The 14545-nt window shown below is 60.8% G+C and carries 10 protein-coding genes; 8 read left to right on the forward strand and 2 right to left on the reverse strand.

The features are described 5' to 3' along the window. Positions 1-578: 578 nt before the first annotated feature. Together lpxL and ACL2XQ_RS24350 are read right to left on the reverse strand one after the other, a co-directional pair. Positions 579-1502, reverse strand: a complete 924-nt coding sequence (lpxL, locus tag ACL2XQ_RS24345; RefSeq protein WP_413739776.1) for an LpxL/LpxP family Kdo(2)-lipid IV(A) lauroyl/palmitoleoyl acyltransferase — start codon at positions 1500-1502, stop codon at positions 579-581. 475 nt (positions 1503-1977) lie between these two features. Next, a complete protein-coding gene (locus ACL2XQ_RS24350) occupies positions 1978-2823 on the reverse strand; it encodes a fumarylacetoacetate hydrolase family protein (protein WP_413739777.1) in 846 nt (281 codons plus the stop codon). Positions 2824-3323: 500 nt separating this feature from the next. Between ACL2XQ_RS24350 and ACL2XQ_RS24355 the strand changes: the two genes are divergently transcribed. The 8 genes from ACL2XQ_RS24355 (at position 3324) to tssG (ending at position 14543) form a co-directional block, all read left to right on the forward strand. Beyond that, positions 3324-3962 carry a two component system response regulator gene (locus ACL2XQ_RS24355; protein ID WP_410013171.1) on the forward strand — a complete coding sequence of 213 codons (639 nt, stop codon included), beginning with the start codon at positions 3324-3326 and terminating at the stop codon, positions 3960-3962. Positions 3963-4126: 164 nt separating this feature from the next. After that, positions 4127-6607: a type VI secretion system Vgr family protein gene (locus ACL2XQ_RS24360; protein ID WP_410013170.1), complete on the forward strand. Its 2481-nt coding sequence runs from the start codon at positions 4127-4129 to the stop codon at positions 6605-6607. A gap of 10 nt (positions 6608-6617) precedes the next feature. Then, entirely contained in the window at positions 6618-9293 is a 2676-nt protein-coding gene (locus ACL2XQ_RS24365; protein ID WP_413739778.1) for a DUF2169 domain-containing protein, read from the forward strand. After that, positions 9290-10369, forward strand: coding sequence for a pentapeptide repeat-containing protein (locus ACL2XQ_RS24370; RefSeq protein ID WP_413739779.1), 1080 nt, complete (start codon positions 9290-9292; stop codon positions 10367-10369). The genes ACL2XQ_RS24365 and ACL2XQ_RS24370 overlap by 4 nt, the downstream gene beginning before the upstream one ends. Before the next feature lie 23 nt (positions 10370-10392). After that, on the forward strand, positions 10393-11025 hold the full coding sequence (locus tag ACL2XQ_RS24375) for a DUF3540 domain-containing protein (RefSeq protein WP_413739780.1): 633 nt from the start codon (positions 10393-10395) through the stop codon (positions 11023-11025). A 39-nt stretch (positions 11026-11064) separates the two neighbouring features. After that, complete coding sequence (gene tssE, locus ACL2XQ_RS24380; protein WP_413739781.1) at positions 11065-11577, forward strand: type VI secretion system baseplate subunit TssE; 513 nt, start codon at positions 11065-11067, stop codon at positions 11575-11577. A 3-nt stretch (positions 11578-11580) separates the two neighbouring features. After that, a complete protein-coding gene (tssF, locus tag ACL2XQ_RS24385; RefSeq protein ID WP_413739782.1) occupies positions 11581-13440 on the forward strand; it encodes a type VI secretion system baseplate subunit TssF in 1860 nt (619 codons plus the stop codon). Next, positions 13437-14543: a type VI secretion system baseplate subunit TssG gene (gene tssG / locus ACL2XQ_RS24390; RefSeq protein WP_413739783.1), complete on the forward strand. Its 1107-nt coding sequence runs from the start codon at positions 13437-13439 to the stop codon at positions 14541-14543. Before tssF ends, tssG begins: the two co-directional genes overlap by 4 nt. Positions 14544-14545: the final 2 nt, after the last annotated feature.

Raw genomic sequence — 14545 nt, forward strand, 5'->3', positions numbered from 1 at the left:
ACTTGCCATCACGGCAAGTGTTTAACAAGGTCAGGTCATAAGACAACAGTTTGGCGCCTCACTCAACGTTTTGTCCGAAGGTTCTGATGAGGGACTCATCATGGAGCTGGACAATAGGCGCCACAAGTTTGGCTCTGCGTCATTCCGGGGTTTATGAGGCGTAAACGCGAACATAAGAGGGTGGAATGAGCATCTACAACAAAGGTAGTGCAGTTTGCGTGCCAGGACAGGTTTTGCCGCGGGATATTTTTTTACCCGCGGCTGAAGCGCATCAATAATGGCCCGGCCGGCCTCATTCCTTCCGCATCATGGCTGCGAATAACAATATCAACATATTGATAAACAATAACTTAAATTGATTTCGCCGGATTTTACCCCGCCATCGCCGTGCAAATCATTGCCGCCTGCCGGACAGACGATAACAGACAGGCCGCGCTTATTGCGCGGACGCCGCCGGCGGAACCTGTTACCTGTGAGAGACACAAATAGGCTGAAATAATTATTTATATTTAATTCAGATGGTTATATGTCTCTATATCGAGACATATACCCCTAGAGTATACGCAACGCCGCCCGCGCTAAATATATAATGACTTCTCCCCCAGCGGCCGGGTTTTAAACCGCCGGTGCAGCCATAGATATTGGCCGGGGGCTTTCATGATTTCAGTCTCTATCACCCGGTTGACATAGTTGGCGGCCGCCAGGCTGTCGTCGTAAGGGTAGTTTTGCAGCTCCGGCGAAATAATTAACTGGTAGCCCAGGCGGTCGGGTTTGCGGATTACCACGGCGCTGACCAGCTTCGGCCGGGCCAGCTTGGCGATGGTAAAGGTGCCGTTGGTGGTAGCGGTTTGATTGACGCCGAAAAACGGCACAAATACGCTGCCCTTCGGGCCGTTATCCTGATCCGGGGCAAACCAGACCACGCCGCCGCGTTTTAACGTGTGTACCATGCAAACCAGTTTTTTACGGCTGACCAGGGAATTCCCCGAGCGGGAACGGCCCCACTTCTGCACCAGTTCCATAATTTTGCTGTTATGGGGACGATACATGACGGTCATGGGTTTGCAGTGGCCTAAAATACGAAAATGCAGCTCCAGCGTCATAAAATGCACGCCGATAACGATAACCCCATTTTTCTCCCCTATGGGGGAATCCAGGTTTTCCAGGCCGACCACATCGAACCATTTTTTTATACGCTGGTCGGACCAAAACCACGCCATTCCGGTTTCCATCAGGCCCATGCCCAGGGAAGAAAAGTTATCGGCCAATTTTATTTTGATTTGTTCCGGCTCGAGAGTAGGGAAACTGAGCTCAAGATTACGTTTGGCGATGGCAACGCGCCTTTTTAAAAAGCGCATGGATAACAACCCCATACCCCCGCCCAGGCGCAGTAGCAGCGGATAAGGCAGTTGCACTAATAAAAACAACAGGACAAGCCCCAGCCAAAGTAACCAATACCTGGGGTGCATATAACTTAACGGCAATAGCCAACGTTGGATCATAGGGATGGTTCCGCAGCACGGGACGGCGTCAATAATTCGGCATAGGTAATAACCTGGGTTATTACTTACTACGATGAGCTTAACGAGGACACTGACTCTCGCCGCATGGGTGCATTAAAAGATATTCAATTATAAAAAAACAGGCTTTTCCGGCCGTTCACCAAGCGTCAAAAGAAAAATAGAACCGAATAATACTAGCCGTTTTATTTTACAGAAAAAAGACAACCTAGCACGGACCGGCACGTTTAAACAGCCCGGGGAGGGGCAGGTATCGTAATTTCCTCTGACCTTAGCTTATTCTGACACCGGCGGTGAAACTTAATTCATTAACCGCGTTAATCCATCCGCCCAGAAAACGGTGAAAAAAATAAAGTAAAAGCATTGCGGCAAAACAATGCCGCGCGCCCCGCGGCCCAAATCCGGCCTGGGGCAAGCGGGGCCGCCCCGCCAGAGAGAGGCCCCTGCCATCCCGCGATCAGGCCGAGACCGTGCGCGCAAGCTGCTCGCCCAGGCCCTCTACGCCCAAACGCAGGGTCTGCCCGGCGCGCAGGAAAATGGCTTCCGGCTTATGTCCCATACCCACTCCCGGCGGCGTGCCGGTGGCGATAATATCCCCGGGCCGCAGGCTCATAAAACGGCTCAGGTAGCTGATAATATGCCTGACGCCAAAAATCATGGTGGCGGTATTCCCATTCTGGTAACGCGTGCCGTCCACCTCCAGCCAAAGGTTCAGCGCCTGCGGGTCGGCTATTTCATCCGCCGTGACCAGCCAGGGGCCAATGGGACCGAAGGTATCGCAGCCCTTTCCTTTATCCCAGGTGCCGCCGCGTTCTATTTGCCACTCCCGCTCGGAAATATCGTTCACCACGCAATAACCGGCCACATGGTCCATGGCTTCCCGCTCGTCGATGTAACGCCCGCCCTGGCCGATGACCACGCCCAGCTCCACTTCCCAATCGGTCTTACGCGACTGGCGGGGAATCTGCACATCGTCATTGGGGCCGTTGATGGCGCTGACCCATTTATTAAACACGATAGGCTCGGTGGGAATGGCCGCCCCGGTTTCCGCCGCATGGTCGGCGTAGTTGAGGCCGATACAGACAAACTTGCCTACCTGGCCGACGCAGGGCCCCAGCCTGGGCTGGCCGGCCACCAGCGGCAACTGGGCGATATCCAGGGCGCGTAATGTGGCGAGCGCGGCGGGCAGCAGGGCGTCCCCGCCGATATCGGCGATATGACCGGCCAGGCTCCGTATGCGTCCCTCGTTATCGAGAATGCCTGGGCGTTCCTCGCCGGGCGGGCCATAGCGCAATAATTTCATGACGTACTCCGTTTTTTTAAAATGACAACGGGTGAAAATATATGCCCCGTAACCGCTGCCGGCCATCAAAACCACCGGACAGACATCAAATACTTGAAGAAGATCACTTTCAGGCGGGTTGCCCATCACGGTGGGATGAATGAGTAACGCGCCGCAACCATGAACGTTCGCTTCGGCCATTTCTTTAACAGGAAGCGCTAATTAAGCACAGCGCCTAAACCGCATTGAAATATGCTGAATATAGCCTTATTTTTTCCTGTCTCGTCCTTGATTTATTTCAGGGTTCCATTATGCTCGTGGCGTTTCATTATCCAGATGATAACGTAGAATATTTTATTTAAAATCATTTCCCGAATGTGTAATTGCCAGCTTTTAAGCCTGTATCCGTTATTGTCTTTAGCGCTGTCCGCGATAATAGTAGCGGCCGGCGGTTCTGTGCGTTTTTTATTTCAACAATATGCCAATAAATACTCTTCATGTATTTTCCAGGGAATCGTTTTATGAACATAAAACTGGTGCTGGTTGACGATCATGAACTGATCATCAACGGCATTAAAGCATTGCTTACCCCCTATCCGCGTTACCAGATAGCGGGCCAGGTGGACAATGGACTTGAGGTCTATCGCCTGTGCGGCGAGACCCACCCGGATATCGTGATATTGGATTTGGGATTGCCCGGCATGGATGGGCAGGATGTGATCGCGCAATTGCTTAAGCGCTGGCCCGCCCTGCGCATTATCGTGCTTACCTCAAGGCGGGGAGAGCATTATGCCGCCGGGGTGCTGCGCCTGGGCGCCCTGGGCTTTGTGCTGAAAAGCAGCCCGCAGCATTGCCTGCTGACCGCGCTGCAGTACGTTTTTAACCGCAAGCGTTACCTTGATCCGGCGCTGGATCATTTTCGCGTGTTCCAGCTGATGAACGAAAGCGGCCATCACCCTTTGTCCCTGACGCTGAGGGAGCGCCAGGTATTAAAGCAAATCGCCGAGGGCGCGGGCAACCACGCCATCGCCGGTAACTTATCAATCAGCCCTAAAACAGTCGAGACCCATCGTTTGAATATTATGCGTAAACTTGACGTGCATAAAGCCATTGACCTGGTGCATTGGTCGTTCCGGTTGGGATTGGTGGAATACCGTTAGACAAAAATTCAGGAAGGATGTCAGGGAATTACCTGATGTTTCATCTTCATTCGCCGCCTATGATGGCAATAGTCTTATAAAGCCAATAGTTAGCAGAATAAAATAGAGACGTTGTAAAAAATAATTCGGCTTATTACCGACGATCTCGCGTATTGGGGAACAGCATGCCCGACTGGATTAATGTTCATACGCCGTTAAGCGGCAACGCCGAAAGTGAGCTGATATTTAAACGGCTGACCGGCCGGGAATCCTTTTCGGCCTTATACCGGTTCAACGCGGAATTTCTTAGCACTCATAACGATTTAGATATGAATGCATTATTAGGAAAGGATATCACCATTGAAATAAAGCTCATTAATGGCGAGCGCCGTTTTTTGCATGGCCATATCACCCGCATTGATTTCAACGGCTACGATCTGCTGCATGAAAAATATAAGCTGTATACCTTCACCCTGCATCCCGCCCTGTGGTATCTGACGCAAAATCGCGATTGCCGCGTCTGGCAGGAGAAAACCCTGCCGGATATTATTACCCATGTCCTGGCCGACTATAATATTGACTGTGAAAATCGGCTGACCAGCGCCTATCATCGCTACCCCTACATCGTGCAATATCGCGAAAGCACCTTCGATTTCCTGAGCCGTCTGATGGAGCATGAGGGCATTTATTATTTTTTCCGCCACCATGACCGGGGCCATACGCTGGTGCTGGCCGACGCCCCCCAGGCGCACCAGCCTTTCCCCGGCTACGAGGATCTGGTTTACCGGCAGCCGGGCGCCGGTCTTAACGCACATCGCGAAGCCATTCACCGCTGGACATTGTCCCATGAAATCACCCCCCGGTTGTGCAGCATGGACGATTATGACTTTCGGCAGCCGCGCGCCCATCTGGGGCAAACGTGCCAAAACCGCGCCTCGTTTGCCGCCAACAAAAGCGAAATCTACGACTGGCCGGGGGGGTATGCCGATCATGGGCATGGGGAGTTCCTGGCGCAAATCCGCCAGCAGGAGCTGGCCTCCCGGCAATGCCGCGTCTCGGGACTGGCAACGGCGCGCGGCATGGCGCCCGGCTACACTTTCCGGGTTCATCACTGTCCGCGCCCGCAGGATGAGCAATCTTATCTGGTCACCGGCGTCGATTACAGCATCCAGGATAACCGCTGGCATGCCGCAGATGCTCAATCCGCACCCGGCGCCGCCATGGCTGAGTTCAGCGTGGCTTTTACCGTTATACCGGCCCAGGTCACCTGGCGTCCGCCCCGCGCCACCCCCTGGCCTAAAACCCAGGGGCCGCAAACCGCCGAGGTGGCCGGTCCGCCCGGCAACAGCATTTGGACCGATAAATATGGCCGCGTAAAGCTAAAATTCCGCTGGGACCGGCACGGCGCGGGCGACGACACCGATTCCTGCTGGGTGCGGGTATCCAGCCATTGGGCCGGGTGGAAATATGGCGGCGTACAGGTGCCGCGGGTGGGCGAAGAGGTGATCGTGGATTTTATCAACGGCGATCCCGATCGTCCCATTATTACCGGACGGGTCTACAACGAAGACGCCCTGCCGCCCTGGGAACTGCCGGCCGCCGCCGCCCGCATGGGATTTATGAGCCGCAGCAGGGATGGCGGCACGGGCAACGCCAGCTACTGGTTTATGGAGGACGCGCCGGGACGCGAGTCCTTTAACCTGCATGCCGAGCGGGATATGACCCTCTCGGTGGAACATGACCAACGCATCAGCGTCGACGGCGATCTGGCGCAGGAGATAAAAGGCCAGAGCCGCTTTATCCACCAAGGTCCCTGCGCCACCTTCAAATTTAAACCCGATATACAGACCTTCCACTTGGGCAAAACCAGCCTGATTACCGCCGGCGGCAGGGCAGACGCCGTTACCGGCGGCGAATACCGGCAGGTGACCGGGCACGCGGCGCAGATTGTCAGCGGCAGCCTGACCCAGCATGCCGGTGATACTATCAGCCACCATGCCCTGAATGATCTGATGTTTGACGCCGGCAATAAAATCGTGTTCGGCCGGACGCGCTATCCCGGCGTGCTGGCGGCGGATGCGCCAGGGCCGGCCCAGGCCGCCCTGGCGCAGGCCCGGCCCGCCACCGCGCAGGAGCTGGCGGATCGCCGCCGGGCCGAGCGGCAATACCAGCGCCCGGATCCCACCCGGGTGGAATATGCCAAAGGGGTGGATACCACCATCAATGGCGTGGATCGGCAATCCATCGCCGGCAATCGGCACGTGGAGATAAAGGGCGACGCGCGCCGCCATATCCACGGCAGGCTGGATGAGCAGGTTGACAGGGATCTGGCCGTGCGCGCCGGCGGCGATATCAGCATTGACGGCGGCAATGAGATTCAGGTGACAGCCAAAAAACGGGTGCTGAAAATCAAGGGAAGCAGCGAAACCCATGCCGGCAATATGCTTCACGTCGCCGGCGCGGCGGAAAGCATCTATAACATGCGCGTTGCCATGACAAAAATGGCGGTAACCACCGATGAGGTATTGACGTCCAGCACCCGGCTGAACCTGGCCACGACCGCGGTGCGGGTCGAAACGGTGGGCGTCAATATCAGCCAGGGGCAGTTGGATATCCGCACCACGCTGCTGAGCCTGCACACCAGCGCCATCACCCTTTTTATCTGAGCCGGCCGCCATGAACATCATCAAACCCCTGCGTCTGGGCGTGCTGCACCGCCCCTGGCGCTGGCTGGGCCAAAACCAGTTAGGCGTGTCCGTGCTGGCCCTGGCTGACATGGGGCCCGCGCCACGGCTGCGTCCTGAACCGGAGCTGTGGCAACTGGCGGCGCGGGAACTGGCCGGCGACGGCGGTTTGCTGGACCTGGCCATTCCCAAAGCCTGCGCGGAATTCCTGGCCACCGGTTATGCCTATACTCGCCATCAGCGGCAAAATAATGCCTGTATGGTTAAAATCCAGGTGGACGCGCTGGAAAAGAGCCTGATGGTGTTCGGGGAACGTTTCTGGGTCAGCGGACGCCCCACCGAGGCGCTGCCGTTTGCACGGCTGCGCCTGGACTGGCAAAACGCCTTCGGCGGCGAAAACGATACCCGCAACCCGCGTGGCCTGGGCGCGCACCCCGTAGAGCGTAACGGCGTCATATGCCATCCGCTGGCCCATATCGAACCGGAGGCGGGTTATGGCGCATCGCGTCGCAGGATAAAACCCGACTGTTTCGGCCCGCTGGACTTTTGCCTGCCGGAGCAGTTCAGCCGTATCGGCAAAAGCTACGACCGCCGCTGGCTGGAGCAGGAGTACCCCGGGTTCGCCCGCGATATCGACTGGCATGTATTTAACCGGGCCGGACGCGATCAGTGGTGGCCGCGGTCGCCGTCATTACCGCTGGGCGCGCCCTGGCGTATCTGGAATATGCACCCGGAGCAACCGCTGCAGCAGGGCGTGCTGCCCGACTGGCGCGCCCGGTGTTTTATCACGCGCGCCGCCGTTCCCGACGATCATCACGCTTGCGCGCCGCCGGCGCTGGAAGAAATCACCCTGCGCGCCACCACCTTGTGGTTTTTTCCTCATGTGGAACAGATGGTGCTGATTTGGCAGGGCAGCTGCGGGATCCAGGAAGACGATGCGCTGGACGTCGACAATATGCTGGTCGCCCTTGAAGCGGCACGGGAGAGCCGGCCCCTGGCGCATTACCGGGACGTTCTCCAGGCCCGCAGCCGAAAGGCTACCGCCGCCGCCCATGCCCTGTGTGAACAGGATTTGGTCACGGAAAGCCTGATCGGCCCATGGCTGGATACCGCCCCCCGGCCGCCGGAAAGCCCGCTGGCGGCCAATCTGGCCCGCCGGGAAGCGGACCTGCGGGAAAAGCGCGGACAGCCCCTGCCGGACAGCGGCGTTCATACGACCTTACCCGGGCAGGCAACCCCGGCTGACCGGAGCCCCGGCCGGCACCAGGGCGCCGCTGACGCGCGGATAAGCCTGCGCGACGGCGACACGGGCGCAGGCGACGGCAATACGGACGCAGGAGATAGCGCCGGTAACCTGGTGGCCCGCGCGCAGGAGCCGGGGCCGCTGCCCGGCGAGCTGCCGCGGTATATGGCGCGGGTGGAACGACAGGCGGCGGCGCTGCAACAACGGGCGCTGGAAAAAGCCGCGGCCCTGGGCGCCGATATGACGGATGCCGTGGACGGCGCCGGGCCGGCGCACTACCACCGGATGCTGGCGGCGCTGCGGCGGGAGGCTGAGGACAGCGCCGGCGCCGGGCCGTCTATTGATACGCCTGAAGCCCGCCTGGCCCTGCACCAGATGTACCGGCTGGCCGCCGCTGCCCGCCCTGCGGCCCCGCAGGCGGCGGCGGAGTGCCGCCCTCGCCTTCAGGCCCTGCTGGCGCAAACGCGCGATCTCGGCGACATGGATTTGACCGGCGCCGATCTGCGCGGCCTGGATCTACGCGGCGTTAATCTGCAGCGGGCCCTGCTGGAAAGCGCCAGGCTGGATAACTGCCTGCTGGACGGCGCCGATCTCAGCGACGCCATGCTGGCCCACGCCTCGTTGACCGGCGCTTCGCTGCGCGACGCGCGCCTTGCCGAAGCCTGCCTGACCGGCGCCCGCTGTCACAACACGCTGTTCTCCGGGGCGCAGCTGTCCGGGACGACAGTGACCCGGGCGGCGTTTGCAGACTGTTGTTTTGATCGGGCGCAGCTCAGCGGGCTGCTGTTTTACCACACCGCCATCCACCGCTGCCGCTTCAGCCATGCCGCCCTGACGAACTGCACGTTTCTTGATGCCGACGCCACGGCGCCGGATTTCAGCCATTGCCGCCTGGAAAAGGTGACGTTCAACCAGGGCCGTCTGGACGCGGCCTGTTTTAACGCCGCGCGGTTGTCCGGCTGCTCGTTTATCACCCTGGCGTTGGATGAGATCCGGTTTCAGGAGGCCGCCCTGGACAGCTGTGTTTTTACCGGCGGCACCCATGCCGGAGGCGCGGCATTCCGGCGCGCCCGGCTAACAAGCTGCAACTTCCGGCAAACGCCGCTGGACCGGGCGGATTTTTCACAGGTCGAGGCGCAAAGTTGTGACTTTAGCGGCGCCGTGCTTACACGCGCGCGCCTGGACGGTATCAACGCCGGCGGCTGCCTGTTTATCCGCGCCGACCTCAGCCACGCCTCGCTGACCCGCGCCGACCTGATCGGCGCCCTGTTGCAAAAATCCCGGCTCGCCGGCGCCGACCTGCGCGCCGCCAACCTGTTTCGCGCCGATCTGTCGTTAGCGACCATCGACCGCCATACCCGCCTGCAGGGCGCCTATACGCACCAATGCAAAACCCTGCCGCGCGCGCAGGAGCCTTCGTCATGACTCACCTCACCGCGCGGGAATTACAGCGCCGCATCGACCGGGGGGAAGCGGTTGACTCGGTGACGCTGGGCGAGGAACAGCTTGCCGGCGTACGGCTGCGCGGCGCGGTATTCAGCAACGTGGATTTCACCGGGGCGGACTTTCGCCGGCGCCAGCTGGAAGACACGCTGTTTGATCATTGCCGGCTGGAACGGGCCAGCTTTTGCGGCGGGAATATCAAGGACTGCCGGTTTAACCACTGCGCGCTGCCCGCGGCCGATTTCAGCGGGTGCGATATTACCGGCACAGTATTTAATCATTGCCGGCTGATGGGCAGCCGATTTGGCGCCAGCGGCCTGACATTAACCCAGTTCCTGGAGTGCCTGCTGACCGGCGCGACTTTTGATACCTGCTCGCTGGAGCAGGTAACACTGTTTAAAACGCCGCTGCTCCAGGCCCGGCTGCATCAATGCCGGGCGGTCCTGACCACGTTGTTCGGCATCGACCTTACCGCCACCACGTTCAGCCAGAGCCAATTCGACCGCGTTATCTTTGCCGAATGCGACCACCGCCATAACGACTATCGCCGCCAGACCTTTATCGCCTGCCAGTTTACCGGTAATGCCATGGATAACGTCGATTTCAGCCACGGCACGCTGACCCGCAGCTGTTTTAAAGGCGCCTCGCTGGGCATGGCGCGTTTCAATCACGCCCGGTGCGGCCAGGCGCTGTTTATCGACAGCAGCCTGGCGCGGGCGCAATGCCGCCGCGGCCATTTTGACCAGGGGCAGTTTATCGGCGCCGACCTGCGACAGGCGGATTTTTCCCACGCCAGCCTGGAGCAGGCCCTGCTGCATCGCGCCGCGGCCGGACAATGCCGATTTACCGGCTGCAACCTGGCGTATGCGGATTTTCGCGAGGCCGATCTCCAGGACGCCGACCTGCGGCACGCGCGCTTTATGCGCACCAGCATGCACCGCGCCCGGCAAACGGCGGCGCTGTTTTCCAGCCGCAAGGGGCTGCTGGAGGCGGATGCAGCGCTCCATGCCGCCGAAGAGTGGAGCCGCCGGCGGCCAGATGTGACCCCGGACCCTTAGCCATCCCTTATTTGAGACACCTTATGATGAACCAACAGGCATTGCGCGACCAGATTGTATCGCCGCCCGGCCAGGCCGTAGGCCGGGTGGTCAACCTGCTGCCGGACGGCTGCTATATCGTGCGCCATGAACAGCGCGGCTGGCAGTGCCGCCGGGCCGCCAGCTGCCTGCTGGCGCCGCAGCCGGGCGATACGGTGCTGGTTGCCGGCAACCGGGCGCAGCTGTGGCTGCTGGCGGTGCTGGATCGCGCGGACAGGCTGTCGCCCTGGTCCCTGACGGTTGCCGGCGACCTGCATATCGCCGCCCGGGGCGAGTTAAGCCTGCATGGCGCCGAACGGCTGGCGTTGCGCGCCCCGGCGCTGGATATCGGCGCCGATCGCGGGGAATGCCGTATCGGGCGGATGCGCTACCAGGGCAAGTCGTTGTCGGCCCGGGTGGATGTCGGCTGCATCGTCGGCAAGCGGCTGGAATCGGTATGGCGCACCCTGGTGCATATCAGCCACCGGTGGCTGCGCAAAGTGACGCAAACGGAGCACGCCAGGGTCGGCCAGCTGGATTACCAGGCCGCCGATTATGCCCGCCTCCACGGCCGGAACCTCATGATCACCGCCGACGCCGTCACCAAGATCGATGCTGAACACATTCATATGGGCTGATGCGGCAGCCGCCGGATTTGCCGTAAAAACGGAGCGGAAATGGCGAAAAAAATAAGCCACCCCCCGGCGCAACGCGCCGCGCCCTTGTTATGGGAACGGCTGCTGGACGACGATCCGGAAAATCCGGACGACTCGCCGCCGGACATGGCGTGCCTGCGCGACAGGCTGAAACAGTCGGTGTTAACCAACCTGCAGGCGCTGTTCAACTGCACGCGTTTCGCCTCCCGCGGCGAGCTGGCGCGCTGGCCCCATATTTACGCCAGTACGCTGAACTTCGGCTTGCCGCCGCTGGCCGGCAAGGTGCGCACCGAGATCGCCTGGCAGGATATCGAAGTCGCCATCGCCAGGGCGATCGCTTGCTTCGAGCCGCGCATCATCGTCCCGGAGCTGTGTATTGATTGCATTGATGACGATGCCGGGCTGGCGTCGCATAACCTGCTGTCGTTTATTATCCAGGGGCGCCTGTGGTGGTCGCCGGCGCCGGTGGAGTTCAGGTTTACCAGCCGCGTGGATCTGGAAAACGGCCATTTTGAACTGAGTGATAAGGGATAACTGATGGATAGCCGGCTATTGGACTACTACAACCGGGAATTGGCCTGGCTGCGGGAAATGGGCACGGAGTTCGCCGAACAGTATCCCAAGGTCGCCGGGCGCCTGGGCTTACACAGCGCCGAACCGGCCGATCCGTATGTCGAGCGGCTGCTGGAAGGCGTTGCTTTCCTGACCGCGCGCGTCCAGTTGAAAATGGACGCGGAATTTCCGCAGTTCTCCCGGCAACTGCTGGAGATGCTGCACCCTAATTATCTGGCCGCCACGCCGTCGATGGCCATCGTGGAACTGCGGCCGGATGTCGCCAAGGGAGATATCAGCCAGGGTTACCGGGTGCCGCGCGGCACGGTGATGGACAGCCTGGAACGTAAGTCCCGCGGCGTCACCTGCCGCTTTCGCACCGCCCATGACGTCGACCTCCAGCCGTTACGCATCGAGCAGGTGGCGTTGGGCGGGATTCCGGCGGAGATCCGGCCCGGCGCGCTGGGTCTGGAGGGCTGCGCCTGCGCGCTGCGCATCAGGCTTTCCTGTATCGGCCCGGTTACGCTTGGTGAAATGCGTTGCGATCGGCTAATGTTTTATCTCAGCGGCGGCGATATCCCGGCCCGGCAACTGCTGGAGCTGATCATGCAGCATACGCAAACGGTGCTGGCGCAGACCGGCGGCGGCGCGTCCGTGCGCCTGAACCTGGGCCGGGAGGCGCTGCGCCATGAAGGACTTGACGCCGATCAGGCCATGCTGCCGCCGGACCTGCGCAACCTGGACGCATTTCGCCTGTTGCAGGAATATTTTTGTTTTCCCGCCCGGCTACAGTTTTTCAGCCTGGGGGGATTGCAGCCCTTGTTCGACCGCGGCGGCAAACAGCAACAGCTGGAGATTATCCTGCTGCTGGATCAGGCCGCGCCCGAACTGGAGCGCCAGGTAGATCGGCAGCATCTGGCGCTGCACTGCACGCCGGTCATCAATCTGTTCCCCCGCACCGCTGAACGCATTGTTCTCAATGAACGCCAAACTGAATACCCGGTTATCGTGGATACGCTGCATCCGCTGGATTATGAAGTCCACTCCGTCATACAGCTGCACGGCTTCGGCAGCAAAGGCGAAAACGGCTACCGGCGGCTATTCAGGCCGGTTTACGATCGCCACGATGAAGAGGGGCCTGAGGGCCCGGGCTGGTTTTCCCTGCGCCGGGAGCAGCGCCACTGGCCATCGGCCGCCGATCCGTCGATGGCGTATACCGGCTACAGCGGCTCGCTGGCCTATGTCTCCCTGGCAGACGAACGGCATCCGCCCTGGCATGGAGAACTGGCCTATCTCAGCCCCGAGGTGCTGTGCTGCAATCGCGACCTGCCGCTCACGTTGTTGCAGCAAGATAGGCAATTCGTGATGCGCGACTCTCTGCCGGTGCAACGGGTGGTGTTACGCAACGGACCAAGCCAGCCCCGCCCGGCACTGGCGGAAAGCGCGTCCTGCTGGCCGCTGATTAACCAGCTGCGCCTCAATTACTTCAGCCTGATGGATAACCACGACGGCGGCGCGGCCCTGCGCCAGCTAGTAGACTTCCACGCCCGCAGGGCCGATATGACCGTCAGGCAGCAAATTGCCGGCATTCGTCAGTGCCAGCTCCTTCCCTGCCATCGCGTCATGGCGTCCCCGGCCCTTGCCGTACGCGGCATCAGCGTGCGGCTAAGCGTCGATGAACAGGCATTTTCCGGCCTGAGCCCGTGGCTGCTGGGCAGCGTGCTGGCGCGGCTGTTTACGCGTCTGGCCACCATTAACAGCTTTACCGAAACCACGCTCAGCTCGATACAGCGGGGCGCCATCGGCTATTGGCCGCCGCGTCCCGGGGCGGCGACACCTTTATGAAAATTCACCGCGTCCGTCCCTGCCCCGCCCAACGCCGCTTATCTCCGGTTTCACGCCGCCGCGTCACTGCGCCATCCGCTCCAGCCGCTGAGGGCGATACCAATAGCTGGGCCCTGCGCGAGCGCCATCCCTGGGAGTATGATTTGTTTCAACTGCTGCGCCGCGTTGATGCGCAGGGCGGGCTGCGCTACGCGCTGGGACGCGCGCCGCTGCCGCGCGACGAACCGCTGCGCCTGGGCCAGCGGCCGGCGCTGGGTTTCGCCGCCGCCAATATCGCCGCCATCGCGCCGGGGACAGACGCGCGGTTGCGGCGGGTGGATATTAACGGCTTCGGGCTGTTCGGCCCCAACGGTCCCCTGCCGCTGCATCTGACCGAAGAGGTTTACCAACGCCGGCGCCCCGGCCAGGAACCGGCGCTGACGGCCTTCGCCAACCTGTTTCACCACCGGTTGATTACGCTGTTTTATCGCGCCTGGGCCGACGCCCAGCACTGCGTCTCGTTCGATCGGCCGGACAGCCGGCGCTTCGATGGGTATGCCGCCTGCCTGTTGGGAACAGGCCAGCCCGCCGCGCGCGTTGGCGCGCCGGACGCGCAGGCGCGTTATTATATGTCGGGGCATTTAACCCGCGGCCCGCGCAGCGCCGAGGGGCTACGCTCGCTGATACGTCACTTTTTTGCCGTGCCGGCCAGGCTGCGGGAAAACCTGTTCCATTGGCTGCCGCTGCCAGCCGGCGCCCGGCTACGGCTGCACGCCGGTCAACACCGCGCCCGCCTGGGGGGCACACATTGCCTGGGCCTTGCCGTTCCGGACAGGCAGTCCCGGTTCGCCGTCGATATCGGTCCGCTGCCGTGGCGGCAATACCGTCGTTTTTTACCCGCCGGGCATTCCGGCACGCTTGACCGGTTGCGCAAGTGGGTGAGCCATTACGCCGGGGTGGAATTTTCCTGGGAGCTAAGAGTGGTCCTGGCGCGGGAGGAATATCGCGGCTGTACGCTGGGAGGCGGCCAGCCGCTGGGACAAGGCAGTTGGCTGGGATATAACCTGCCGTCGGCCCACCGCGACGATTTTGTTTATCGTCCCGATGAGCCGATGGGTTGGTAAAC

Source organism: Sodalis sp. RH14, from assembly GCF_047324285.1.
Classification (GTDB): domain Bacteria; phylum Pseudomonadota; class Gammaproteobacteria; order Enterobacterales; family Enterobacteriaceae; genus Acerihabitans.

What these genes read in the sequence shown, in the direction of transcription:
- lpxL (WP_413739776.1), bottom strand. Translation starts at nt 1,502, where the DNA reads ATGATCCAACGTTGGCTATTGCCGTTAAGTTATATGCACCCCAGGTAT.
- ACL2XQ_RS24350 (WP_413739777.1), bottom strand. Translation starts at nt 2,823, where the DNA reads ATGAAATTATTGCGCTATGGCCCGCCCGGCGAGGAACGCCCAGGCATT.
- ACL2XQ_RS24355 (WP_410013171.1), top strand. Translation starts at nt 3,324, where the DNA reads ATGAACATAAAACTGGTGCTGGTTGACGATCATGAACTGATCATCAAC.
- ACL2XQ_RS24360 (WP_410013170.1), top strand. Translation starts at nt 4,127, where the DNA reads ATGCCCGACTGGATTAATGTTCATACGCCGTTAAGCGGCAACGCCGAA.
- ACL2XQ_RS24365 (WP_413739778.1), top strand. Translation starts at nt 6,618, where the DNA reads ATGAACATCATCAAACCCCTGCGTCTGGGCGTGCTGCACCGCCCCTGG.
- ACL2XQ_RS24370 (WP_413739779.1), top strand. Translation starts at nt 9,290, where the DNA reads ATGACTCACCTCACCGCGCGGGAATTACAGCGCCGCATCGACCGGGGG.
- ACL2XQ_RS24375 (WP_413739780.1), top strand. Translation starts at nt 10,393, where the DNA reads ATGATGAACCAACAGGCATTGCGCGACCAGATTGTATCGCCGCCCGGC.
- tssE (WP_413739781.1), top strand. Translation starts at nt 11,065, where the DNA reads ATGGCGAAAAAAATAAGCCACCCCCCGGCGCAACGCGCCGCGCCCTTG.
- tssF (WP_413739782.1), top strand. Translation starts at nt 11,581, where the DNA reads ATGGATAGCCGGCTATTGGACTACTACAACCGGGAATTGGCCTGGCTG.
- tssG (WP_413739783.1), top strand. Translation starts at nt 13,437, where the DNA reads ATGAAAATTCACCGCGTCCGTCCCTGCCCCGCCCAACGCCGCTTATCT.